Raw genomic sequence first — 24,657 nt, 5'->3', positions numbered from 1 at the left:
ACTCATCCATTTTAATGCAGGATACCTCTTTAAATAGCACGCCGGTAAAATATAGCAAGCCAATAATTTATTTTTTACTGTTGTGGGCCTTACTGAATGCCGTACAGGCATTTACGCTTGAGATTCATGCCGATGAAGCTTACTACTGGGTTTATTCACGTTTTTTAGATTGGGGATACTACGATCATCCGCCTATGGTGGCCCTTTTTATTAAGATGGGCTATAGCTTGCTGCATAATGAATTTGGGGCAAGGCTTTTTACGGTGATAGGTACCACAGCATCCATATACCTGATGTGGGTGATGCTGAAGCGATATAAGGTTGATGCCATGAACTTTGTACTGGTAATATCGGGCATCTTTGTATTCCATATTTATGGTTTTACCACTACGCCTGATGCGCCGCTACTGTTTTTCACGGTGCTGTTTTTTTATTTTTATCAGCAATATATTGAAAAGGACAGCTTTAAGCTTGCTGCTATATTGGGTGTTGTAATTGCTTGTCTGCTGTATAGCAAGTACCACGGTATTTTGTTGGTTGTTTTCACATTGGCATCAAACATCAAATTATTAAAGCGAGGATCTTTTTACTCTATTGTACTACTGGCCCTGGCTTTATATGCACCGCACATTATTTGGCAGGCTAACCATGGTTTCCCGTCATTAAGTTACCACTTGTCCGAACGCTCAAATGAGCAGTACAACTTTGAGTATACTTATGTATACCCGCTGGGACAATTGCTGATGGCTGGTCCGCTGATTGGCTGGTTGTTGTTTTATAAAGGGTTCACTGCAAAAGTTCAGGATACTTTCACCAGGACATTGTTGGTTAATGCCATCGGCATCCTGGCATTCTTTTTCCTTACCTCGTTCAAAGGCGAAGTTCAGCTGCACTGGACGCTTATCGCTTACGTGCCGCTGGCCATGATGGTACTTATCCGTTTTACGCAACCTGGCGCAAAGCCCCAATGGTTCAATCGTTTGGCAATCATCAATATTGCCATGATAGTTATTTTGCGTGTAGCTATCATTATCGCTTTTCCGCCATTGTTAAAAGTCGACGCCATCCGGAGCTTTTTTGGTTTTAAAGAGTGGGCGCAGCTTATTCAAAAAAAGGCAGGGAATAATTATGTGATTTTTAACGAGGGTTTCCAGAACCCGTCGAAATACAATTTCTATAACAGTACCACACACGGGTTTGATTACGATGCCCGCTACTATCGCCGTACACAATATGATATCTGGCCTATTGAAGATAGTATCCAGCATAAAAAGGCTTACGTTGTAATAAATGGCGTGTGGGATCCTGCCATCACTACCGATACCCTTAAAACCTATGCGGGTGACTGGTACGGCGGCTGGGTTGATGATATCCGCACCTATCAAAAAATTGATTTCCAGGTATCTTCTTATAAAGAAAGCGTATCGCCTGGTCAGAAGAAGGATTTCGATCTCACGTTTACCAACCCTTATCCTTTCCCAATCAGTTTTACAAATGTTAATCAAAAGCACAAAGTGTTTTTGGAGGCCTGCTTTTTTAAGAGCATCTACCAAGTGGGCATGCAAAAATCTGATGATAGCTTCAACAATATTTCATTAAAAACCGGGGAGACCGGGCACTTTAAATTTAACGTGACCATGCCGGCGAAACCGGGTAAGTACGAACTGATCTTTTCCATCCGTACCGAACCGTTTCCGGGAGGCCGCAACAATAAGATCATCAATATTACAGTAGAATAATACAATCAGCTATGTTTAAACGGATATACCTTTTAGTCCTTTTTTCGATCATAACAACTACCGCCGCCCTTGCACAGGGTAGCCTTGATATCCATTTTAACGGTTTAGGTTTTATGGATAACCGCGAGTACAAAGATTTTGTAGCCCGCTCACGTACCTACTCGGGCGTGCGTACCGCACTTGACCTGGGCCTTAACCTTGATAGTGTGAACCACTTTATTGTGGGTGTTAACGGCATTCATGAATTTGGTGCAAAGCCATACTTTTTAAAAGTTAACCCTGTTGCTTATTACAGCTTTACCGGCAAAAACTGGCTGTTTAACGCAGGCGCATTCCCGCGCGAAGGCTTGCTGGATGATTATCCACGCGCTTTATTAAACGATACTTTACGCTATTACCGTCCCAACGTGGAAGGGTTGCTTACCCGCTTTCATAACGATCACTTTACCGAAACCGCCTGGATTGACTGGGTAAGCCGCCAAACCGTTACAGATCGTGAGCAATTCCTGTTTGGTTTCTCAGGTAAGTATAGGCCAAGTTTAACTGGCCCTTTTTATGTATCACACTACTTTCTGCTGATGCACGATGCTGGTGCCGAAGTACTGTTGCCTAACGACCATATCCAGGATAATGGCGGCGGACAAATAAGATTAGGTTTAGACTTCAGTCATAAAACCATTTTAGATTCGTTATCTATTGAGGCTGGTGCTATGACATCATTTGAGCGGGTACGTGGGGTGGATGGTTTCAGGACCCCGACCGGCTTTGTGGCTAACGCTTATTTAAGCTGGAAACGCTTTGCTTTATTTGACGAGTTTTACAAAGGGCAGGGCAGCCATATTATTTATGGCGACGCGTTTTTTGAAAAGAAAACTTATAACCGATTGGATATCATTTACACGCCGTTTCTATATAAACGCGTAAAAGGGCAGTTTATATTGAGCCTGCACCAAACACCGGGCTACAGCAGCAACCAGGAAGCCTTCAGGGTAACGGTTGATCTTGGCCGCCGGACTTTGGTAAGGTTTAAAGATTAGTGAATGGAGAGTAGGTTGATCAGGTGAATGGTTGCCTGTCAGCTATTGCTTACAAATGTTTTCCTGGGCAGATCCTGCAACTTTCTGTCGCAAAAAGAGACGCATGTAATGCGTCTCTACAATAAATGTTAACCTTTATAACACACATATATCATCCATGCAATTAAAAAAACAACTATTAATTTTTGTTGTACTGTTGCTCGCGGCACCTGCAAGGTTGCTGGCTCAGGACAACCAGTTTTCGGGTTGGGCGGCTATATTTCATAGCCATAAACTATCCGAGCATTGGGGCTACTCGTTCGACGGGCAATTGCGCTCGCACGATGAGGTAAGTTACCTTAAGCATATCCTGCTTCGTCCTTCAGCAAACTATTATTTTGCCAAGAACAAGGTAGGGGCTTTAGGCTACGCTTATATTGCTACTTATGGCCGTACTCCGAGCAACGAAACAACATTTCGCCCGGAGCACCGCATTTGGCAGCAATACACTTACACTCATAAGCTGACCAAACATGTACAGCTGGCACATCGTTTACGACTGGAGCAACGCTTTTTAGGAAACACGGCGGAGAACAAAAACGACCGCTATTTCGCCCAGCGTTTCAGGTACTTTGCCCGCGCGGTGATCCCGATGAAACCAGACTCTGACGTATTTACGGAAGGAACATTCCTCGCCCTGCAAAACGAGGCCTTTGTAAACGTGCAAAACAAAAACAAAGTAAATAAACACTTCTTCGATCAAAACAGGGCTTATGTAGCGGTGGGTTACCGTTTCAGCAAGTCATTTGATGCAGAAGCCGGTTATCTTAATCAATATATTAAACAAGCCGATGCTTATGTGGTAAACCACGTAGCGCAAGTGGCTTTTTATACAAGGTTTTAAGCTCTCCTAAGAAGATCCCCTCTTGAAAAGGGGCGCGAAGGAATGTGTGGTAGCAGGGGTGTGTTTCTGCGATTGATTTGTGAAAACAGAAACACACCCCTCCACCCCTCTCAAGAGGGGAATCGCGCGATCCCCGGCTTTTTAAAATCTTGCTTAAAACAAAAAAACCTTGCCAATATCACTGGCAAGGTTTTTTTATGCATGATGAGAGATTAAATAATCATTTCTTTGCTTGTGCTATTACTTCGTTATTTAAACGTACATACTCATCCGTTTTCATCTCGGTAGCCATTTTTACGCCTTCCTGAGCTGTTGTTATAGCAGCGGCTTTATCGCCTTTTCTTAATAATATGCGGGCTTTCCATAGTTTAGGTACAAACGGTGGAAAGTTCTTATCCTTTTCCAACTCGGTTGCCCAGGCTAAAGCTTTGTCCATATCTTTATTATTGTTGTAATAGTAGATCAAGGCCTCATAGTATGGCTTTTTATCGGTTTTCATGGCCGAATCGATGCGTGCCATTACTTTGGCGTCAATATCGGTGGTCATGTGGATAGTGAAGCCGCTGTGTTCCCACATCATTTGTAAATCGCAGGAAGTAGGCGCTACGTTAGTAAAAGCGAGGGTCATTGTTTCTGTTAAAGCTTTGAGATGCTCAGTTTTAACTTTGAAACGTAAAAAATCATCGGCTTCTTTATACAAATACGCGCCCCATTGCTTAGGCTGTTTGCTGAGGATGATCGTCCACTCGTTTTCGCCGGGGATACTGAACAGGCCATACTCGCCCGCCGGAACCTTGTTACCTTCCAAACTTACCTCGTCGGTAAATTTTATTACTGTTGCCGAATTTGCGCCCGTACGCCAAACGGCTCCGTAAGGTTCCATTCCTCCGAATATTTTACGACCTTTTACATCGGGACGTGAGTAAGTGAGGTTGATTTTTCCAAGACCAAAATCCTGCACAACACTTTGTGTTGAACTGGGTTGTGGTGTTAACTGCGCATAAGTACTTGCCGCAGTAAAGGTCATCATGGTGATGACGCTGATGAGTAACTTCTTCATGATTTTTAGTGTGGTGGTGAGATATAAAATACAGGTATATAATTGGTGTGCTATTTTTTATCCGCAGTAAATGTGCCCGCGTCAACATCTTTCAAAAAGGCGATGAGGTTTTTGAAGTAGTTTTGCTGATCATCATACATACTCATGTGGCTGCCATCCGGGCATAGATAGGTGCGGCTGTTAGGTAGTAAACGCCCCTCTTTTTTCATGTCTTCAGGGTTCATTTCGTCATGCATGCCACCTAAAACTAAGGTTGGTACTTTGATATCCTGGAGTTTATCCCAAAATTCCCATCCTTTAAAATTGCCGGTTACGTGAAATTCATCAACGCCCTGCATTTGGATGTAAATGGTATGGTTAGCTTTTTTAAAGGCGCGCCAAAGCGGCTCGGGCCAGTTTTCTATCGGGATCCGGCAGATTACCTGGGTATACAGCTTGTTCATCAACAGGTCATTGTATTGCGGCGAATCATATTGTTTAAGCCTGTCTAACGAGTCAAATACTGCGATATCCCGAGGGGTGAAAAACTTCTTCTTTAATTCGGCGGCATAGGCAACATAGCCTTTGATGCCCGCTGTCATGTTTGATAATACGGCCCCTTTAACATGCGATTGGTATTTGTGCAGGTATTCCATCGCCAGCATGCCTCCCCAGGAATGCCCGAGGATATAAAAATTATCGAGCCCTAATCCCTTACGCACTTCTTCAACCTCTTCAACGTAACGCGGAATGTTCCATAACGAGGTATCGGCGGGAGCATCAGAATTGCCGCAGCCAAGCTGGTCATAGTAATAAATTTCCATTCCTTCTTTCGGCAGGAAATCGTCAAAGCACTCCATATAGTCATGCGAAAATCCAGGGCCACCATGGAGCAGCAATACTTTTATTTTGCCATCGCCAACTTTCTTCGTCCATACGTTGTACTTTCCGGCAACCTTGATGAGCTTGTTGCCACCTGTTTTAACTTCGTAAGGCTTGTTTGACGCTTCGGCCGATGTCTCCGCCGTTGGTTTTGATGGATTATTGCATGCACAAATGCAGGCAGCAATCATGATAAAAAATAGCTTTTTCATGTTAGCGATAGGAATGGTGGATTGTTATCTTTTATATAAAGATACTAAGAAGACCATTAAAATTAGTTTGTTAATAACATACAAAAAAACGCTATTGCACCAAACGAAACAATCCCCGATTTATACAGGTAAACTGTGAAAATCGGGGATTGACTTGCGTACAATACCGCTTCTGCCTGTTTGGAAACAGACCTTTCTATCCGAAAAAATAAGCTATTATATCCGCTCTATATCGCCGCTGCCAGCTTTTGAGCTCGAAATGTTTTTAGCGCCGCCGGTATAATGAACATCGCCTGAGCCGCTTACTGAGGCGTCAATTTTATTGCTGGCGTTGATGGTAGCATCGCCTGAACCGGCTATGTGAACTTCGGTATTAACGGTGATCAGATCGCGGGCGGTAAAGTCGCCTGAACCTACAACGTTTACTCTTGAATTATCGGCACGGCCTGAAAGTTTCATATCGCCTGAACCCGAAATGCTGCTGTCCAGGTTTTTAGTATTTACCTTGCCCAGCATATCACCAGAACCTACCACTTTTAGTTTTAACGAGGTAGTGGTGATACCTTCCTTAAAATAAACATCGCCCGAGCCGGCAACGTTAATGCTGGTCATATCTTTTGCAACAACATGAACAATCATTTTGCGACTACGGCCAAAGCTCCAGCTATCCCAGTTGGTACCTTTTTTACTGTAGATCTTTAATACGCCGCCCTGAACTTCGGTAATGATCTTGTCGATCACATCAGATGGAGCTTCAACTTTTACTGATTCGTTTGAGCCCTGGGTAAAGTAAACGTCGAATGAGCCAGCCAGGTCAATAGCGCTGAAGCCCGATAAATGGCGGTCTTGGGTAGTTTGATCAGCATGTTTAACAATTGGATTTACCGGTTTTGCAGTGCTGTAGCTTGTAGTTCCTGCTGCAAGTACGGCGGCTAATAATATTTTTGAAATTGATTTCATGACGGTTGTTTTAGTTTCGTTTCAAATTAGACGCCGGTAGGGTGAAGAAAGTTGCACCGGATTTGGTTTTTTGTGGTTGTTTTTTAAGTGAGTAGTTGATTAGGTTGATTGGGTGAGCGGTTGGTTTTATTAAGTGAGTAGTTGAATAGGTTGATTGAGCGAGTGGTAAACCATTCACCCATCCACCTAATCAACTACTCACCTAATCAACCATCACTCAACCTTAATATAAAAATTGAAAGTATCTACCTCCACATTGTCTTTGGTGATACCGTCAATTTTAACTGGGGTAAACTGGGTAGTTGGTTTAATAAATATATAACCGCCGCCTTTAACGCGCACCTTTACAGGCATGTTGAAACCTTCGGCATTGGCAATCCATTTGGAGTAAAGCTTACCGTCTTTAACCACAAATTGCAGGGTTGGGATATCTTTATAGTGCAGGTACTGGTCAAATACCGGGGCCAGGTTCATGCCAGCCTGTTTGCAGATGTAGCCTACAATGTCATCATAAGTAACGGTTTTATGATAAAATGTTTTGTTAAGTCCGCGGAGGATGCTGCGCCATTTTTCATCGTTGTTGATAATGGTGCGAACCATGTTTAACAGGTTACCGCCTTTATAATACATATCTCCCGAACCTTCCATATTTACACCATACGGGCCTACAATAGGCTTATCATTACGAATGTTTTTACGGGTTCCGTTCACATACTCTTGTCCAGCTTGTTTCCCATAATAAGTTTCAATGAATAGGGACTCGGAATAATTGGTGAAACTTTCGTGGATCCACATGTCGGCCACATCTTTTGAGGTAATGTTATTCCCAAACCACTCGTGCCCGCTTTCGTGTACCACAATAAAATCCCATTTTAAGCCCCATCCGGTACCCGAAAGGTCGCGGCCCAGGTACCCGTTTTTGTAATGGTTGCCATAGGCCGTACCGCTTTGATGCTCCATGCCCAGGTGAGGGGTTTCAACCAGTTTGTAACCATCTTCATAAAAAGGATAGGGGCCGAACCAGTATTCAAATGATTTGAGCATCCGTGGCGCGTCAAGCTCCCATTGCTTTTTAGCTTTGTCAACATTGTAGCTTAAAGGCCAGTAATCAAGCGTAAGCGGACCTTTTTCGCCCTGGTAAGTGCCTTCAAAGTGGGCATAGTCGCCAATGTTGGCTTCTATATCATAATTGTTGATAGGGTTTGCCACAAACCAATCGAACCGGGTATAACCATTGTTCAGGTCGGTTACCTTGCGCAATCTACCGTTTGAAACATCTTTTAAACCATTAGGAGCGCTGATACTGATCAGGGCACTGTCTACCTCATCATATTGATGATCTTTAGTAGGCCACCAGATGCTGGCGCCAATACCCTGGCAAGCGGTTGCCACCCACGGCTTCCCAAGCGAGTCGGTGGTGTAAACAACGCCGCCATCCCATGGGGCACGCTTGGCTATAGTTGGATTACCTGAATAATAAACGGTGAATTCATCCTTGCTGCCCTTTTTTATGGTTTTTGGGAAGGTGACAAACACCGCGTTGAACTCTCGGGTAAAAGGTATTTCGGCACCTTCATATACTACCTTTTCTATCTTTAAATTGGCAAACAGGTCAAACTGAAGCTTAGTAAAATTTTGAGTAGCCGTGAATTTGAACAGGTTGCTGCCGCTGATAAATTTTTTATCAATATCAAATTTCACATCCAGGTGATAGTAATTGATATCGTAACAGGTGCGCAGTGGCGTTAAACCACCGCGGAGTGAATCGGCGCGGGTAAATGTTTGCTTATTGGTGCCCAACTGTGCCTGGGTTGGTGCTATACCAGCTATGGTAAGCCCCAAAGCAACCGTAAAAATATTTAAGAACTTGTTTTTCATTTGTATTTGGGATTAATCAAGAAGTGAACCTACGTAGTAGTTCAAATAATCAATTTCGATATTGTCTTTGGTAGCTCCCGCAATTTCAACAGGGCTCATTTGTTTTGTTGGAGTGATGAATTTATACTCGCCGCCCTTTACACGCACCCTGATTGGCATGTTGAAATCTTTGGCCTCGGCTATCCAGCGGCAATAAAGTTTGTTTTCGTGACTGGTAAATTCCAGCACAGGAAGACTGCGGTAGTGCAGGTACTGATCAAAAATAGCCGAAAGGTCCATACCCGATTGCTGGTTGATAAAACCTACCACATCATCATAAGTAACCGTTTTGTGGTAAAAAGTTTTGTTAAGCCCGCGCAGGATGCCGCGCCATTTTTCATCGTCATTAATAATAGTGCGGATCATGTTCAGGAATACTGCGCCTTTAGAGTACATGTCTCCTGAGCCTTCCTTGTTCATGTTATAAATGCCAACTATAGGGCCCTCGTTATTAATGGTGAGCCTTAAGCCGTAATTATACTCCTGTCCGGCTTTTTTGCCCCAGTTATCCTCTACAAAAAGCGATTCGGAATAGCAGGTAAAGCTTTCGTGGATCCACATATCGGCCAAATCTTTATCGGTTATATTATTACCAAACCATTCGTGCCCGCTTTCGTGAACGATGATATAATCCCATTTACTGCCCCATCCGGTGCCTGATAAGTCATAGCCCATATAGCCATTCATGAAATGATTGCCATAGGCCACGGCGCTTTGGTGTTCCATGCCCAGGTGCGGGGTTTCAACCAGTTTGTAGCCATCCTCATAAAAAGGGTAGGGGCCAAACCAGTGCTCAAAGGCTTTAAGCATTGGTTTTACATTGGCGGCAAATTGTTTTTTTGCTTTTTCCAGACTGGTTGGCAGTACCCAATAATCGAGGGTGAGTTTGCCTTTTTCGCCCATATAAGTATCTTCAAAATGAGCGTAGTCGGCAATGTTGGCGGCAACGTCATAGTTGTTGATTGGGTTGGCTACAAACCAGTCGAACCGGGTATAACCATCCTTAAGTGGGGTTACCTTGCGCAGGCGACCGTTTGAAACATCCTTTAAACCTTTAGGCACGCTGATGCTGATCATCATGCTGTCAACTTCGTCGGCCAGGTGATCTTTAGTTGGCCACCAGATGCTTGCACCAACGCCCTCGCAGGCTGTTGCCACAAATGGTTTTCCCAATGAATCTTTTTTGAATACCAGGCCACCATCCCAGGGTGCATTTTTGGCAACGGTTGGATTACCGGAATAGTAAACGGTAAACTCATCTTTACTGCCTTTGCTTATAGTTTGCGGAAAGTTGAGGAACACCGCGTTACCATCGCGGGTGAAAGTGAGTTCTTTACCTTTGTAAACAACTTTGGCGATATTAAGATTGGCAAACAGATCGAACTGAAGTTTATTAAAATCCTGCGTAGCAGTGAATTTAAACTGGTTACTGCCGCTGATAAACTTTTTATCGATATCAATTTTAACATCAAGGTGATAGTAATTGATATCATAACAGGTACGCAAAGGTGTAAGCATTCCGCGCAGCGAATCGGCATGGGTGAATTGCTCTTTTTCTTTCAGGAGCTGCGCCTTCGCCGGCAGGGCAATTGTTGCAGCGCATAGTAAGGTAAGCGCTGCAAGATATAATTGTTTTATTTTCATGTACTTAAGTGTATCAGGTTAAAAGGTGTCCATAATGTTTTTCTTCCAGGTATCGGCAGCATACTTCCGGAATGTAGGCGGCGCAGTTTTAAAGGCAGCGTCAAAAGTATAGGTGCCACCAATAGTTTCCTTTTCGGATACCTTTACCTTGCTCTCGCCGCGCATTGCGTATTTTTTATTGCCTTCGTGCATGATTAATTTCATAACACTTGGACTTATATCTCCGCGGCAGGCGGTGCGATAAACCAACCAAACTTCCGCAAATCCATTGTTATCAACGTCTGTAACCGCAAACCCATCAGAAGCATAATCTGCTTTTACATCAAGCGTGCAATCCGAAGAAAAATCATTGGTTTGCCAACTTAGTTTAAACTTGCCATCCCCGATGATAATATAATCGTATGCATACAGGGCGGCAGCTCTAAAGTTCTCGTCTTTGGTGGCTTTTTGTTGTGTTATGCCCGTTTCTGTAGTGATAACAATGTGGTCGCCTGTTTTATCAGTGTATTTAACCGCATCTATGATATGCCCTTTGTAGACAATAGATTCAGGGATATCGGTTTTGCTGAGTTTGGTAACTTTAATTTGGGCAAATGTTATTTGTGCAATGCTTAGTAGAATAGTAATGGTAAACAATTTCATAAACTAATTTAAAGCAAAAAACGCATTAATGATAAACGCAAAATGTCATTTCGATAGAGCAGTTAGGGGTTATCATGTGGGGGCGAAAGAGAAATCTTATACGCCCTGTATGTTCGCTTTGCATACTTGCTTGCTGCGCGTATAAGATTTCTCCCTGCAGTTGAAATGACATCGGAGGTGGTTAACCTCTAATCACCAATCTCTTACTTCAGCACCTGCACATCAATATAGCTATCGTTGTAAACCGTTTCAGTTGCTTTTATATAATCGCTTTCATCGGCTTTATACGGGTTTTCCACAAACTTTTGCGGGTTACGTGCTACTATCGGGAACCAGGTACTTTGAACCTGGATCATGATGCGGTGACCTTTTTTAAAGGTATGCAGCACATCCTGCAAGCGGAAATTCACATCTGTTTTTTGATTGGCTACTAAAGCTTCCGGTTTTTCAAAGCTATTGCGGAATCGTGCCGGCATTACTTCCGAACGTACCATTTGCCAGTAATTGCTCAGGATAATGTTTTTGTTTGGCATGTACGGGTTGTTAGGTTCGTCGGCCGGATAAACGTCAATCAGCTTTACAACAAAGTCTGCATCGGTGCCAGTGGTAGCAATTTTAAGATGCGCCATGATCTCGCCGCCAAGGGTAACATCGTCATTTAATATCTCGCTTTGGTAAACCAAAACGTCCGGGCGGCGACCTGCAAAGCGCTGATCCTCGCTCATGTAATTATGCGGAGTAAAGCCCATAGTGGTGGTATTATCTTCGGTATACGGAACCGGTTTAAGCGGGTCGCTGACATATGATACGGAACCTGCTGTTGCCGGTTGAGTATTAGCAAGCTTGCCATCGGCACCTAAAAACATTTTTTCGTGTACAGCATTGGCAGCAGGCCATTTGTCAAAAGTGGCCCATTCTTTTTTACCGGTGTTAAACATATAGGCATTGGGTAAGCCTGAGTTTTTGTCGCCATTACCTTTCAGAAAGTGGTTGAAGAATTTAGCCTCGATATTTCTTTGGTAGAAGGTAGCCACGCTATCGCCAAAATATACATTGCTGTGCATGGTATGCCCGGTTTCGCGCGACCAGCGGCCATGACCAAACGGCCCCATCACAATGGTATTATAGGCGTTTGGATCTGACTTGTTAATGGTTTTATAAATAGCCAGCGGACCGGTTAAGTCTTCGGCATCAAACCAGCCGCCAACCAGCATCACGGCAGGTTTCACTTTACCATAGTGTTTCAGCAACCCACGTTTTTGCCAAAACTCATCGTAGTTAGGATGATTGATGGTTTCCTGCCAAAAGAAGTTATCATGGTAAAACTTATCGGCATTTTTAAGCGGGCCAAGATCTAACAAATACTGATAACCATCTTTGCTATCAGGTTTTAGCATGGTATACCAGGCTTTGCTGGTAGTGTCGGTTTTTTGAACACCAAATACCGGGAAGGTGAAAAAGTAACCTTCAATGAAAGCACCGTTATGGTGAAAATCATCAAAAAAGAAATCGGAAATAGGGGCCTGCGGTGATGATGCCTTAAGCGCCGGGTGGTTGGAAAGGATACCTGCAGCGGTATAAAAGCCAGGATAGGAGATACCATACTGGCCAACTTTGCCATTGTTGTTAGCTACGTTTTTAACCAACCAGTCTATGGTGTCATAAGTGTCGGAACCTTCGTCAACATCTTTTTTGCTTTTTTTATTATCGATAACCGGGGTCATATTGGTCCAGGTGCCTTCGCTTTTCCAGCGGCCGCGCACATCCTGATAAACAAAAATATAGCCCTCTTTCATCATAATTTCAGAGGGGCCGAGTCTTGCCGGGTATTTATCCTCGCCGTAAGGGGCAATGCTGTAGCAGGTACGCTGCATCATCATCGGATACTTATTTTGCGAAGATGCATCCTTTGGGGTATAAATTGAGGTAAACAGTTTTACACCGTCGCGCATGGTGATGTACACATCTTTTTTGGTAAAATGCTCCTTTACATAATTGCTTTGGGCATTAGCGCCGGTATATAATAATACCAGCACAAAAAATAAATTAATTTTCTTCATGAGATCAGTCGTGTTAATTGGGCTAATTTAATAAACAGTTCAGGATAAACCGATTTATCAATTGTTCTGTTACAAAATGTGGTAAAATGCTGTTGGTTTGGGATAAATCTCAACCATGATTTGTGGGATTAAAAGATTGCCGGGATTTTGCATGAATCAAATGAATATTAGAAATTCATTTAATTTGCCTGGTATTCTGATAATTCCTTAACTCGATAAATTCAGGTTCAGACAATAATCCTTAACTTTGCCCACCATAAAAAACACACTACTATGCAATATGATGTTATAGTTATAGGTTCGGGCCCCGGTGGTTATGTAGCCGCTATCCGTTGCGCCCAGCTTGGTTTAAAAACCGCAATTGTTGAAAAGTATAATACCCTTGGCGGTACCTGCCTTAATGTAGGCTGTATCCCGTCAAAGGCACTGCTTGACTCGTCTGAACATTACCATAATGCTGCCCATGCTTTTAAAACACATGGCATCAACCTTGAAAATCTGACTATCGATTTTGGGCAGATGATCAAACGTAAACAACAGGTTGTTGACGCTAATACCAGCGGTATCAGCTACCTGATGAAAAAAAATAAAATTGATACCCATTTTGGTGTGGGATCATTTAAAGATAAAAATACCATTGTTGTTAAAAAGAGCGATGGTACCACCACTGAGATCACCGCAAAAAACGTGATTATCGCTACAGGTTCAAAACCATCAGCGTTGCCATTTTTGCCTATCGATAAAAAACGCGTTATCACTTCAACCGAGGCTTTAAGCCTGAGCGAAGTGCCTAAACACCTGGTATTAATTGGTGGTGGCGTTATTGGTTTGGAGCTGGGTTCGGTTTATGCACGTTTAGGCGCCAAAGTATCTGTAATTGAATTTATGGACGGCATTATCCCAACTATGGATAAAGGCTTAGGTCGTGAGTTACAGAAAGTATTGACTAAACTGGGTATGGAATTTTACCTGGGCCACAAAGTTACCGGCGCTACCGTAAAAGGAAACGAAGTCACTGTGAGCTGTGATACGCCAAAAGGTGAGAAACTGGAGCTTAAGGGCGATTACTGCCTGGTAGCTGTTGGCCGTATTGCATACACTGATGGCTTAGGTTTGGAAAACATTGGTATCACTGTTGAAGAACGTGGCCGTAAAATTACGGTTGATGAGCACCTGGAAACTAAGGTTAAAGGTGTTTACGCTATCGGCGACGTGATTAAAGGCGCTATGCTTGCCCACAAAGCAGAAGACGAAGGTACGCTGGTTGCCGAGATCATTGCCGGCCAAAAACCACATATTGATTACAACCTGATCCCGGGTGTAGTTTATACCTGGCCGGAAGTTGCCGCAGTTGGTCAAACAGAAGAGCAATTAAAAGCAGCCGGTGTTAAATACAAAACAGGTTCGTTCCCATTCAAAGCAAGCGGTCGTGCCCGTGCAAGCGGTGACCTGGACGGCTTTGTAAAAGTATTGGCCGATGCTGCAACCGACGAAATTTTAGGTGTACATATGATTGGTCCGCGTGCTGCCGATATGATAGCCGAAGCTGTTGTAGCTATGGAGTACCGCGCAAGTGCCGAAGATATTTCACGCATGAGCCATGCCCACCCAACTTATACCGAAGCTATGCGTGAAGCATGTTTAGCTGCTACCGAAAACAGGGCGATACATATTTAATAATTTCGGATATCGGATTTTCGATATCGGATTTTTATGATTTAAAAGCGGTTATCATTTGATAGCCGCTTTTTTAGTTTTAAGTTAGTGGTAAATACCTTCGCTATGAAAGTTGTAACCTATTCCTTATTCGCATTTTTAATTTTGTTCGGCTTCATATGCCATGCACAAACCAAAACCATTAAATCTATACCCGATATTGAAGTTTATGATATCAGCGGAAAACATACTACGCTAAAGCAATTAGGGCAAAGTAAGGTTTTGTTTATTGATTGTTGGTTTGTGCCCTGCCCGCCGTGTTTCCGTGAGATGGGTATGTTGCATAAGCTTTACGATAAGTACAAAGACAATAAGAACTTTTGTTTCATAACATTATGCCAAACCGATAGCGGTATAGTTAAGCGGTTTATTGCACAGGATAAATCAATAGATAATTTTGTTAGAATGTATAAGGATTTTAGTAAGCGGCAGGATTTTAAATTACCGGTATACTTTATACCGGGTTGCAACGAAAAGATCTATACAGGCAAAGTTTTAGCTAAATATACACCCGACGATAAAACCAAATGCCCCGACAGACAGTTTGGCTTTAGGGGATATCCAACGGTTATTATCTTCAATAAGCAAGGAAAGCTGATTTTCAAGAAGACTGGTTATGGGGATAACGAAGATGAAAATACCCTAAAAATGGAAAACCTGATAGCGCAAAATATAGCAGCTAAATGATATGAATGTATTGGCAAACATCGGAATTGTATTATCAACCATGGCGGTTATGGAGCTGATCTCCTGGGCCATGCATAAATATTTATTCCATGGGCCACTTTGGTTTATTCACAAAACGCACCATCAGCAAAGGCACGGCTGGTTTGAGTTGAACGACCTGTTTAGCATCGGCTTTGCTGCTTTTGCTCTATGGTTGATGTGGATAGGGCATTTGAGTTTGGATTACCGCTTTTGGATAGGTACCGGTATCAGTATTTACGGTATTATCTACTTTATTTTTCATGATTGGTTTATTCACAACCGGTTTAAGGCCTTCAAAAGCGACAACCGCTACCTGGCCGGTATCCGCAGGGCGCATAAAATCCATCATAAATCAACGGAGAAATATCCCTCGGAAGAGTTTGGGTTATTGGTGGCCAGCAGGAAGTGGTTCAGCAAGTAAGATTAATGTTTACTGAGTTCGGCTACCTTTTTATCTGCTTTCACTTTCGCTTCCTCGTCGCCATATTGTTTTACAAGTTGGTAGTATTTAACCGCGTTTGGCTTGTTGCCCTGCAACTCGTAGCAATAGGCAATGTTATTTAAAACTATATAGTCATGAGGGGCCAGCTTTTCGGCTTTCAGCAGGGCTTCCAATGCATGAGCATAATCTTTTTTGGTAAGATAGCTGATGGAAAGATCGGACAAACTTACAACGTTATCCGGCTTGTATTTCAAAATGGCGAGAGATACATCGCGGATATAATCCATGTTTTGGTCGCCGGCGTTATATAATTGAATAATGTAAGTCTGGATATTGCTGAGCATAAAATCCTCCGGATTTTCAACGGGCTTACCTTCGCTCCAAAACCATTTGAAACCAATAGTTTGACCATAGTTAACTGCTTTGATAATTTCTTCGGCAAAAGTTTTGTAGTCTTCGGTTTTGCCAAGCAGGTAAACTTTGCCAAAACGGATATCCAGCCTGTTCGGAAATTTGGCTATACCTGCATCAAGATTGTCGAATGCTTTATTCAGATAAGTTGAATTATATGCCGGCCGGCCGCCAAGGTAACCGGCAACCTTGCCGGTACTATCTTTAAGCACAAAGCTTTGACCTGCCGGCTGATCTTTTTGAAGGCTCAAAACTTCGGTTAGGCCTTTTTTTGCATAATAGTTGGCGCTGGCTATGTAAAAATCAGGATCGTTTGTGCCGGTCTTTTGCCAGCCTTGCAATAGTTTAAATGCAGCGGCGGTATCATCTTTGGCTATAAGAGCCTTAAAATCGGCCATGTGGTTCTGGGCGGAAACTGGCCGTGCAAAGCAGACAACAGTCATCAGTAAAAAAGTTAACTTAAGTTTCATTGTGACAGGAATGGATTTTAGAGTGAATATACTAATCTGTTAAAACTATTAATGCATTTTGTTAAACGCTGAAATAGAATAAGCAGATTATTACCTTTGCCCCAAACATCTATGAATATCCTCATCGTAAACAACACTCAAATTCCGGCAACTAAATATGGCGGTACCGAGCGTATTATCTGGTGGCTTGGCCGGGAGTTGAACCGGTTGGGGCATAATATTACGTACTTGGTAGGTGCGGGATCATCATGCCCATTCGCCAAAGTGTTGATCTATGATCCGGCTGTTGATATCAACCAGCAGGTGCCTGATGATATTGATGTGGTGCACTTTCAGTTCCAGGTGAGTGGTTTTACAAAGAAGCCATACATTGTTACGGTGCATAATAACCCGGGAGGTGTTCAGTTAGATATTAATTCGGTGTTTGTATCAGCTAATCATGCGGAACGTCATGGCTCAACGGTGTTTATACATAACGCTATAGATACCGCCGATTATCAAAAGCCCGATCTTGATCATAAACGGACACATACACACTTTTTAGCTAAAGCCGCCTGGCGGGTAAAAAACGTGAAAGGGGCTATTGATGTTGCCACCATGAGCGGAAACAAGCTAATAGTACTTGGTGGCTCCCGCCTCAACCTAAAAATGGGTTTGCGCTTTACACCTAATCTAAACGTTCGTTTCAAGGGGATGGTTGGTGATGAAGCAAAGTCGGTAGTGATGAATAGCTCAAAGGCATTGCTTTTTCCGGTACTGTGGCATGAGCCGTTTGGGATAGCTGTTGTTGAAAGTCTTTATTTTGGCTGCCCGGTTTTCGGCACGCCCTACGGCTCGCTGCCAGAGCTCGTACCTGCTGAAGTTGGCATGCTATCGGCAAGTAAAGCTGAATTGGCCGCCGGACTTAAAAACGTTGAAAGTTTTAATAAACAATATTGCCACCAATACGCGGCCGATAATTTCAATATCGGTAAAATGGCCACAGTATATTTAGCTTTATACGAACAGGTATTGAATGGACTACCGCTAAATAAAGCTCGGCCGGCGCTTATCAGCCAAAACCAACCCAAATACCTGCCATGGAATAATTAAAATTCAACTATTTTTGGGCATAAATATTTTTAGTGGATAGTTCAGCAGCTTCAATTTTTTCATCGCAAAAACGGCCTTATTTTATAGTGCTGCTATTAGCCATCGTGCTTAATATTGCAGGTATCGGCATCAAATTCTTTACTGATGACGGGGCTCTATATTCGGCCCTTGCCAGGAGCATGGCGCACAGTAATAATTTCACTGATTTGATGTATCACGGGAGCGACTGGCTCGATAAACCCCATTTTCCTTTCTGGGTTATCGCTGTCAGCTTCAAAATCTTCGGCGTAAATACCATTGCTTATAAGCTGCCTGCATTGTTGTTCTTTTTTATGGCGGTGGTTTACACCTATAAGCTGGCCAAAAAGTTTTATGGCGATGAAACAGCTATTATCGCTATACTGATATTACTTACTGCCCAGCACAGCGTAATGTCGAACACCGATGTACGTGCCGAGCCTTATATTATGGGCTTGCTCACGGGCGCTGTTTATCATTTTTATAAAGTAAAAGAGAAATTCAGCATAGCGGATATACTACTGGCATCCATATTTACAGGATGCGCGGTGATGACTAAAGGCATTTACCTGCTTATCCCGATAGGAGCATCTGTTATTGGCGATTATCTGTTTAAAGGAAATATCAAGGGCGTTTTCCATTGGAAATGGCTGCTCTCGTTTATCCTGGTTGTGATATTTACCCTACCCGAAATCTATTCGGTATATACCCAGTTTGATCTACACCCGGAGAAAATTGTTTTTGGTCGCACAGGAATTTCCGGCATCCATTGGTTTTTATGGGATAGTCAGTTCGGGCGTTTCAACAATAACGGTTACATCACCAACACCCATGGCGATAAACTATTTTTTGTGCACACCCTGCTTTGGGCTTTTGCGCCATGGGCTGTTCTCCTGTTTTATGCGCTTTATGCAACCATCAGGAAAATGGTTAAACGAATAGCTCAACCCGAATACTTGTGCATTTCAGGCGGGGTATTGATGTTGCTGATTTTCTCGGCCTCTAAATTTCAATTGCCGTTTTATACCAACATCTTGTTCCCGTTTTTTGCAATTATTACCGCGGTTTTAATCAGGTCGTTAAAAGTTGGTGCCGAGTTAAAGTTTTTTAAAATTTCGCAATACCTTATTACGGCGCTTTTGCTGATAGCTGTTATCGCGCTTAACTTCGTTTTCGCACCCGAATGCTGGCTGGTGTTTGTTTTGTTAATAGCAGGATTTGCAGGATTCGCTATCTACATTTACAGAAGGCCAACAACAGTTTATCAACCTGTATTTTTATTTACCTGCGCTGTGTCAATCCTGGTAAATGCTTACCTGATTACTGTTGCTTATCCAACAATAGTCGCTTACCGTGGAGACCTTTCGGCTGCCGAATATCTCAATCAAAACTATCCGCAGCAAAAGGTAAGCGCGGCGGTTTTATCCAATACGTTCGATTTTTACTACAAAGGCGAGGCGACTTATACTAACGTTGATGCCATCTTAAAAACCGATAGCCTAAAAAACCGGATTATAGTAGCCGATGAAAAAGCGGTAGCAGAATTGAAGGGCAAAGGAATTGACTATAGTGTTGTTAAATCTTTTCAGGATTTTCCTCATGAAAACCTGAGCCTGCCTTTTATCATCAAAAAGAAGAGGGCCGCTACTTTAGATCAGTTTTATCTGATAAGGATCAGGTAGGGTCGACTATAGTCTTGAGTCTAAAGTTCTGAGTTCTAAGAAGCTGTTCAAAAATATATAGAAGCCGTCATTGCGAGGTACGAAGCAATCCCCAATAGGCAGGGGGGCTATGAAAGTCTACCCTGTAAAGTAGGGGATTGCTTCGTACCTCGCAATGACGCGCACGATATAGCAGTTTTATTAACCGTTTTTAAACGCTTCCAAGTAAAAAGAACAAAACCTGACTAAAGACTCAAAACCTTCGACTACTGGCTTAAAATGGTGATTACTTCTGCAAAGTTTGATATTTATTTCCGTTAGCCGGGTCAAGTTGTAAAAACAGGTTCATGGCGGTTAGGCGCTCCTGATTATCAGCCTTGCTGTAAATAGAAACCAGCTCATCACTTTTTGCGGTATAAAATATAAGCGGCAGCATTGCGCCCACGCGCTGGCGGTCTATCTGTTGCAGCAGGGGTAGCAGGCCGTCAATAGCTTTTCGACCTTTGTTTACATTGTCAGACATGATATCGAGGCCGTTTCGGTGATAATCATATAGGAAGCTGCGTAGCGGGTTATATATTTTATTGTTCAGGTTTTCGGATAACCAGTAACGGTTCACGTTTCCGTCAAACGCTTTCCAACCGCTGTATGACGATGTTTGCGCATTGGTTACAATGGTTTGAGCTGCCAAAAAATAAGGTGTGCCGCCAAATTTCGAAAACGTATCGTAATCAACTCCAATAATAATGTTGGCATAAAAAGCCATGATGGAACTCAAATTACCCTGAAAGTTTTGATCGGTATAATCAATCGTCTGGCCTTCGGTATAACTAAAGCTGATATCTTTATCATTGAGGTTTAATAGGGTAGAGGTATAGGATGAACCATACACAGGCCTTGATGATTGTACCTGCAACTCTCCTGTAAAATTGCTGCTGCCATCCCAGTTGGTAATGTTCAGCACAAAATTACAATCTATTCTTTCCTGTGGCAAGATCGGGTCGGCGCTCCACTTGCGGCCATTCAGAAAATCTTTCATGGCGGTTTCCAGGGTTTGGAAAACACGTTTATTGGCAACCTGGATCTTGGGCGATAATACCTGTACACGGGCATTCAGGTCCTGGGCAATAGCCTGGCAACAAAGGAACATCAGCACCGTGTAAAGCAGCAGTTTTTTCATCCGTTTATCAGTTGGGCAACTTTATCGCAAATATCGCGGGCAACAGCCTCCTTGCTTTTTAAATCGAAAGAAGTTTGTTTAAGCTCTCGATCAATAATGGTAATCTTATTGGTATCACCCGCAAAACCAGCACCCGCGTCATTGAGCGAATTTAGCACAATAAAATCAAGGTTTTTCTTTTGCAGCTTGGTTATTGCGTTCATTTCCTCGTCGTTGGTTTCCAACGCAAAGCCGACCAGTGTTTGCCCTTCGCGTTTAGCCTCGCCCAGGGTTTTTAGTATATCGGTGGTTTTCTTCAGTTCGATAGTAAGGTCGCCGTCTTGCTTCTTGATTTTTTGAGTAGCCACATTAGCCGGGGTATAATCGGCCACGGCAGCACTCATGATACATGCTTTCGTATCGCTATAAACAGCGAGGCAAGCCTCAAGCATTTGCGCCGCAGACGTAACGTTTACTCGTTTTATATTTTGTTGCTTGCTTGTTTGTGCAGTAGGACCGGTAACCAAAGTTACGTCAGCACCCATCGAGGCCAATACATCCGCGATAGCGAAGCCCATTTTACCAGATGAATGATTGCCGATAAACCTAACCGGGTCTATGGCTTCATACGTTGGTCCGGCAGTTACCAGTACTTTATGACCGGCTAAAAGAAGTTTTTTTTTTGATTCGGCTTCCAGAAAGGCAACAATCTCTTCAGGCTCGGCCATCCGCCCTTCGCCATAAAGTCCACTGGCCAGCTCGCCGGTTCCCGGCGAGATCATGATATTACCAAAAGACTGTAACCTGCTTATGTTTTGGCGGGTAACCGGGTGCAGCCACATATCCAGGTCCATAGCCGGGGCAAAATAAACCGGACATTTGGCAGACAGGTATACAGCATTAAGCAGGTTATCGCAAAGCCCATTGGCCATTTTAGCAAGGGTATTGGCTGTAGCGGGAGCAATGATCAGCAGATCTGCCCAAAGACCAAGTTCAACATGGTTGTTCCATTCGCCGGTATCGGCTTTAAAATACTCAACCAGTGTTGGATTTTTTGAAAGGGTTGAAAGTGTAAGCGGAGTGATAAAATGCGTGGCATCGGTAGTCATCACTACTTTAACGTTGGCGCCAGCTTTAACCAATAACCTTACCAGTAATGCAGCTTTGTAAGCGGCAATACTACCACAAACTCCTAAAACAATGTTTTTATCTTTAAGCATAAGCTCAGGTTCACCTACAGGCGAAAGAATAAATATAGGCTAAAATAGAAAAAACTCCCGATAGGGGAGTTTTTTCTATTTTATAAATAATTTCCTGCTTCTCGTTTGGGAGCCGGGAAACTAAACTTCTTTAGTTGGGTTACGATAGTAAACTTTACCATCTAAGAACTCCTGAACTGCAACCAATGATGGTTTAGGAAGTTTTTCGTAATGTTTTGAAATTTCAATTTGCTCACGGTTTTCAAACACTTCTTCAAGGTTATCATTTGATGACGCAAATTCAGAAAGTTTCTGGTGAAGCTCTTCTTTTATGTTATTCGAGATCTGGTTAGCCCTTTTTGACATAATCACAAGCGACTCATAGATGTTCTCGGTTTTGGTATCCAGCTCGCGTAAATCGCGGGTTACAGTGCTGCTGGCTGCTGCTGGTTTATTACTGTTGTTAGCTGTCATATCTTAATTTAACTCTTTAATATATCTTAATTAATATGGTATTTTTTGCGGCTGATTTTTCTCAGACGGCGCTGTTGTTGTTACAGTATCTTTTTTAGCAAGCTTTTTAGCAAGCTTTGAGTTGGTAGTAGCTTCGGCAATAAGACGTTGGGCTTGTTTAATGCCTTGCTGGCTATCTTTTACATAAACCTGTGTTTCGTGCAAGTATTTGCTGTTCGGATATTTTTCAGAAAACTGGTCGGCGTAGGCTATTGCCTGGTTAAAACGCTCTTCCTGCTTGGTTTCAAAGCTATGGTAAGCATATTGATATTGTGCTTTAACAATAAGGTATTCCATTTCCTCGCCGTATTTGGTATCAGGGTAATCGCGCAGCGCGTTGTTGAACGCAATCACTGCCGATTGATAATCGCTGATAGTTAAATAAAGTTTGGCGTTGGCATAAGCTTTAGTTTCCAATTTGTCGCGCAGATTCTGGATCAGCTTGCTGGCCTCAGCCACACGATCGCTTTTTGGATAAAGGTTAATGAACAACTGTAAAGCGTCAATTGCTTTTAACGTATTATCCTGGTCAAGTGAATAAATCGGCGAATCAAGATAGTAGCAATAAGCCGAAAAGAAGCGGCACTCCTCAGCCCTTGGGCTTGAAGGATAGGTATCCGCGAATGTTTTAAAGTGATACCTGGCCGATGTATAGTCTTTTTGTTTGTAGTACGTAAACGCGTAATAGTAAAAAAGATCCTCAGCACCTTCACGGCCGCGGTAACGTTCAACCAGTACCTCAAATAGTCCTAAAGCTTTGTTATAGTCCTTTTTATTATAGTACTTAATAGCCTCCTGGTATTTTTTGGCGTAGTCGTTACTGGCTTTTAACTTTTCGTATTTGCTTTTACAACTGCCAAGCGTAATAATTACGATAGCTAAAACACTGGCTAATAACGTTAGTTGCTTTTTAAACATTCTGCAAAGATAGATTTTTAATATAAATCAGTCAATTATTTATTTAGCCGCTAATATATAACGAGGCATTGGCTCGGGGCTTATATACATTATGTATTTAACATCTTTTAACTATTGGCGGTTTTTAACGTTTGAGTTTTAAAATTAACATCAATTAAGCTTGATTTTGTGTGTTGTAAAAGTGGGATGCACAAACACTCATCTTAGTATAGATTTATTAACGTCAATTAAGAAGATTCTGTATCTCGAGACAATGCTATTATATAAGGTATGGATTCGGGTAAAGAAGGTAAGTGTGGTCAAGATTAAATTACTTGACAATAGTTGAGAGAATAGCCATAGTTCATCCATCTCTATAAAAGAAATCTTTACCTCTGGGAAATCTATAAATCAAGGTTCAGACAAAAGGGGTAGAAGTTAAATATATAGTTTCCGGTTTTTCTAACTGCTAACTGCCTGCTCACAACTGTCAACCGAATGAGGGCGTTCCCGTCAGTTGACGGACGGGCTATCCGCTGCAAGTCCTCGCTTTGCCGGCGCCCGAGGCCAATGCGCGCTGTGGGCTTTACGCTGCTATCCCTAACGCGGCCGCAGTAGTCAGTAATGTACATTCGTTAGTAACTATATCCGGTTGCTCAAAACATATAGTATATATATGTTAAACAAGGATAATGTAGTGTTGGAGTAAGCAATTGGGAATGTAATGTCGATGTTTTTAACTATTGTTCTAACTTTTTCTCGTTGAGGAATAGGGAGTTAAATAAAGTGCAGGGCGAATGCTCAGAAATAATTTGGAGGTGGGTAAAAAGTGACTACCTTTGCAGCCCGCAAACGAGGAAGCGGGGTTTGTTCTTTAAAGGTTGAAAGTGAATGAGGAAGGGAGAAAAAAGATTGTTAAAATCTTTTGTGGAACTGGAAAATAATTCACACCTTTGCAGCCCGCAAACGAGGAGAGAAGAGAGGTTGAGCGGGGCCAAAACAAAAAGAAAAAAAAGTTTTGGAAAAGAGAAAAAGGTTGTTACCTTTGCAGCCCCAAGTGGGACGGAAGTTTAAAAGCTTCTAAAAGAAAGAGGATGAGGGCTTTAGGTCATCGGAATCAAAACGGAAAGAGAGCGATTCTCGCCGGATAAACTGACAAATCAAAACGGTTAATACCGAAAGATTATATAGCTGAACTGAGAAGGGAAGCGAGCAAGTTCTTTTAAGAAATGGAAATCATGTAGCGTAACGGGAGGCGCGTAAAGGCTAAGGCCAATACAAGCTGAAGAGTTACAAAAAAAGCAAGCGAACTGTATAAAGATATAATAATACAGATTCTATTAATTAATAATAGGG

The 24,657-nt window shown here is 42.6% G+C and carries 21 protein-coding genes; 9 read left to right on the top strand and 12 right to left on the bottom strand.

The genetic code is table 11. The features are described from left to right. Positions 1-14: 14 nt before the first annotated feature. From EAH55_RS00105 to EAH55_RS00095, 3 genes are all read left to right on the top strand, one after another. Positions 15-1,739, top strand: coding sequence for an ArnT family glycosyltransferase (locus tag EAH55_RS00105; protein WP_121807983.1), 1,725 nt, complete (start codon positions 15-17; stop codon positions 1,737-1,739). An 11-nt stretch (positions 1,740-1,750) separates the two neighbouring features. Further along, positions 1,751-2,776, top strand: coding sequence for a hypothetical protein (locus EAH55_RS00100; RefSeq protein ID WP_121807982.1), 1,026 nt, complete (start codon positions 1,751-1,753; stop codon positions 2,774-2,776). A 157-nt stretch (positions 2,777-2,933) separates the two neighbouring features. After that, positions 2,934-3,659 (top strand): DUF2490 domain-containing protein, encoded by a 726-nt coding sequence (locus EAH55_RS00095; protein ID WP_121807981.1) that lies wholly within the window; start codon positions 2,934-2,936, stop codon positions 3,657-3,659. Positions 3,660-3,879: 220 nt separating this feature from the next. Here EAH55_RS00095 and EAH55_RS00090 read toward each other — a convergent pair whose 3' ends face one another. The 7 genes from EAH55_RS00090 to EAH55_RS00060 form a co-directional block, all read right to left on the bottom strand. Then, complete coding sequence (locus EAH55_RS00090) at positions 3,880-4,719, bottom strand: DUF2911 domain-containing protein (protein WP_121807980.1); 840 nt, start codon at positions 4,717-4,719, stop codon at positions 3,880-3,882. Between the two features lie 50 nt (positions 4,720-4,769). After that, the gene (locus EAH55_RS00085; RefSeq protein ID WP_208644763.1) at positions 4,770-5,792 is read right to left on the bottom strand and encodes a proline iminopeptidase-family hydrolase; all 1,023 of its coding nucleotides are present in this window, start codon (positions 5,790-5,792) and stop codon (positions 4,770-4,772) included. A gap of 216 nt (positions 5,793-6,008) precedes the next feature. Continuing rightward, positions 6,009-6,752: a head GIN domain-containing protein gene (locus EAH55_RS00080; RefSeq protein WP_121807978.1), complete on the bottom strand. Its 744-nt coding sequence runs from the start codon at positions 6,750-6,752 to the stop codon at positions 6,009-6,011. A gap of 213 nt (positions 6,753-6,965) precedes the next feature. Further along, entirely contained in the window at positions 6,966-8,630 is a 1,665-nt protein-coding gene (locus EAH55_RS00075; protein ID WP_121807977.1) for a M1 family metallopeptidase, read from the bottom strand. Between the two features lie 12 nt (positions 8,631-8,642). Next, complete coding sequence (locus EAH55_RS00070) at positions 8,643-10,313, bottom strand: M1 family metallopeptidase (RefSeq protein WP_121807976.1); 1,671 nt, start codon at positions 10,311-10,313, stop codon at positions 8,643-8,645. A gap of 18 nt (positions 10,314-10,331) precedes the next feature. Continuing rightward, on the bottom strand, positions 10,332-10,955 hold the full coding sequence (locus tag EAH55_RS00065) for a M949_RS01915 family surface polysaccharide biosynthesis protein (RefSeq protein ID WP_121807975.1): 624 nt from the start codon (positions 10,953-10,955) through the stop codon (positions 10,332-10,334). 203 nt (positions 10,956-11,158) lie between these two features. Then, positions 11,159-13,015: a CocE/NonD family hydrolase gene (locus EAH55_RS00060; protein ID WP_121807974.1), complete on the bottom strand. Its 1,857-nt coding sequence runs from the start codon at positions 13,013-13,015 to the stop codon at positions 11,159-11,161. A gap of 273 nt (positions 13,016-13,288) precedes the next feature. Here EAH55_RS00060 and lpdA point away from each other — a divergent pair, with 273 nt between their 5' ends. The 3 genes from lpdA (at position 13,289) to EAH55_RS00045 (ending at position 15,860) form a co-directional block, all read left to right on the top strand. Then, positions 13,289-14,692 carry a dihydrolipoyl dehydrogenase gene (lpdA, locus tag EAH55_RS00055; protein ID WP_121807973.1) on the top strand — a complete coding sequence of 468 codons (1,404 nt, stop codon included), beginning with the start codon at positions 13,289-13,291 and terminating at the stop codon, positions 14,690-14,692. 105 nt (positions 14,693-14,797) lie between these two features. Further along, positions 14,798-15,418, top strand: coding sequence for a TlpA family protein disulfide reductase (locus tag EAH55_RS00050; protein WP_121807972.1), 621 nt, complete (start codon positions 14,798-14,800; stop codon positions 15,416-15,418). 1 nt (position 15,419) lies between these two features. Further along, on the top strand, positions 15,420-15,860 hold the full coding sequence (locus EAH55_RS00045) for a sterol desaturase family protein (RefSeq protein WP_121807971.1): 441 nt from the start codon (positions 15,420-15,422) through the stop codon (positions 15,858-15,860). 2 nt (positions 15,861-15,862) lie between these two features. On the opposite strand, the gene EAH55_RS00040 is transcribed toward EAH55_RS00045, so the two are convergent. Beyond that, positions 15,863-16,762: a tetratricopeptide repeat protein gene (locus tag EAH55_RS00040; protein ID WP_162996694.1), complete on the bottom strand. Its 900-nt coding sequence runs from the start codon at positions 16,760-16,762 to the stop codon at positions 15,863-15,865. Between the two features lie 111 nt (positions 16,763-16,873). Here EAH55_RS00040 and EAH55_RS00035 point away from each other — a divergent pair, with 111 nt between their 5' ends. Next, complete coding sequence (locus EAH55_RS00035) at positions 16,874-17,854, top strand: glycosyltransferase (protein ID WP_121807969.1); 981 nt, start codon at positions 16,874-16,876, stop codon at positions 17,852-17,854. A 32-nt stretch (positions 17,855-17,886) separates the two neighbouring features. Continuing rightward, positions 17,887-19,554 carry a glycosyltransferase family 39 protein gene (locus EAH55_RS00030; RefSeq protein WP_121807968.1) on the top strand — a complete coding sequence of 556 codons (1,668 nt, stop codon included), beginning with the start codon at positions 17,887-17,889 and terminating at the stop codon, positions 19,552-19,554. 265 nt (positions 19,555-19,819) lie between these two features. Here EAH55_RS00030 and porD read toward each other — a convergent pair whose 3' ends face one another. The 4 genes from porD to EAH55_RS00010 form a co-directional block, all read right to left on the bottom strand. Beyond that, positions 19,820-20,713: a type IX secretion system protein PorD gene (gene porD / locus EAH55_RS00025; RefSeq protein WP_121807967.1), complete on the bottom strand. Its 894-nt coding sequence runs from the start codon at positions 20,711-20,713 to the stop codon at positions 19,820-19,822. Next, complete coding sequence (gene coaBC / locus EAH55_RS00020) at positions 20,710-21,912, bottom strand: bifunctional phosphopantothenoylcysteine decarboxylase/phosphopantothenate--cysteine ligase CoaBC (protein WP_121807966.1); 1,203 nt, start codon at positions 21,910-21,912, stop codon at positions 20,710-20,712. Before coaBC ends, porD begins: the two co-directional genes overlap by 4 nt. A 120-nt stretch (positions 21,913-22,032) precedes the next feature. Then, entirely contained in the window at positions 22,033-22,365 is a 333-nt protein-coding gene (locus EAH55_RS00015) for a DNA-directed RNA polymerase subunit omega (protein ID WP_112575789.1), read from the bottom strand. 30 nt (positions 22,366-22,395) lie between these two features. After that, positions 22,396-23,322 (bottom strand): outer membrane protein assembly factor BamD, encoded by a 927-nt coding sequence (locus tag EAH55_RS00010; RefSeq protein WP_112575790.1) that lies wholly within the window; start codon positions 23,320-23,322, stop codon positions 22,396-22,398. 870 nt (positions 23,323-24,192) lie between these two features. On the opposite strand from EAH55_RS00010, the gene EAH55_RS30750 reads away from it, so the two are divergent. After that, positions 24,193-24,375, top strand: a complete 183-nt coding sequence (locus EAH55_RS30750) for a hypothetical protein (protein ID WP_162996693.1) — start codon at positions 24,193-24,195, stop codon at positions 24,373-24,375. The last annotated feature ends 282 nt before the right edge of the window (positions 24,376-24,657 follow it).

Source organism: Mucilaginibacter kameinonensis (genome assembly GCF_003675385.1).
Taxonomy (GTDB): Bacteria; Bacteroidota; Bacteroidia; order Sphingobacteriales; family Sphingobacteriaceae; genus Mucilaginibacter; species Mucilaginibacter kameinonensis.
The sequence above is the reverse complement of the archived record's forward strand: the minus strand, read 5'-3'. Positions and strand labels throughout refer to the sequence as shown.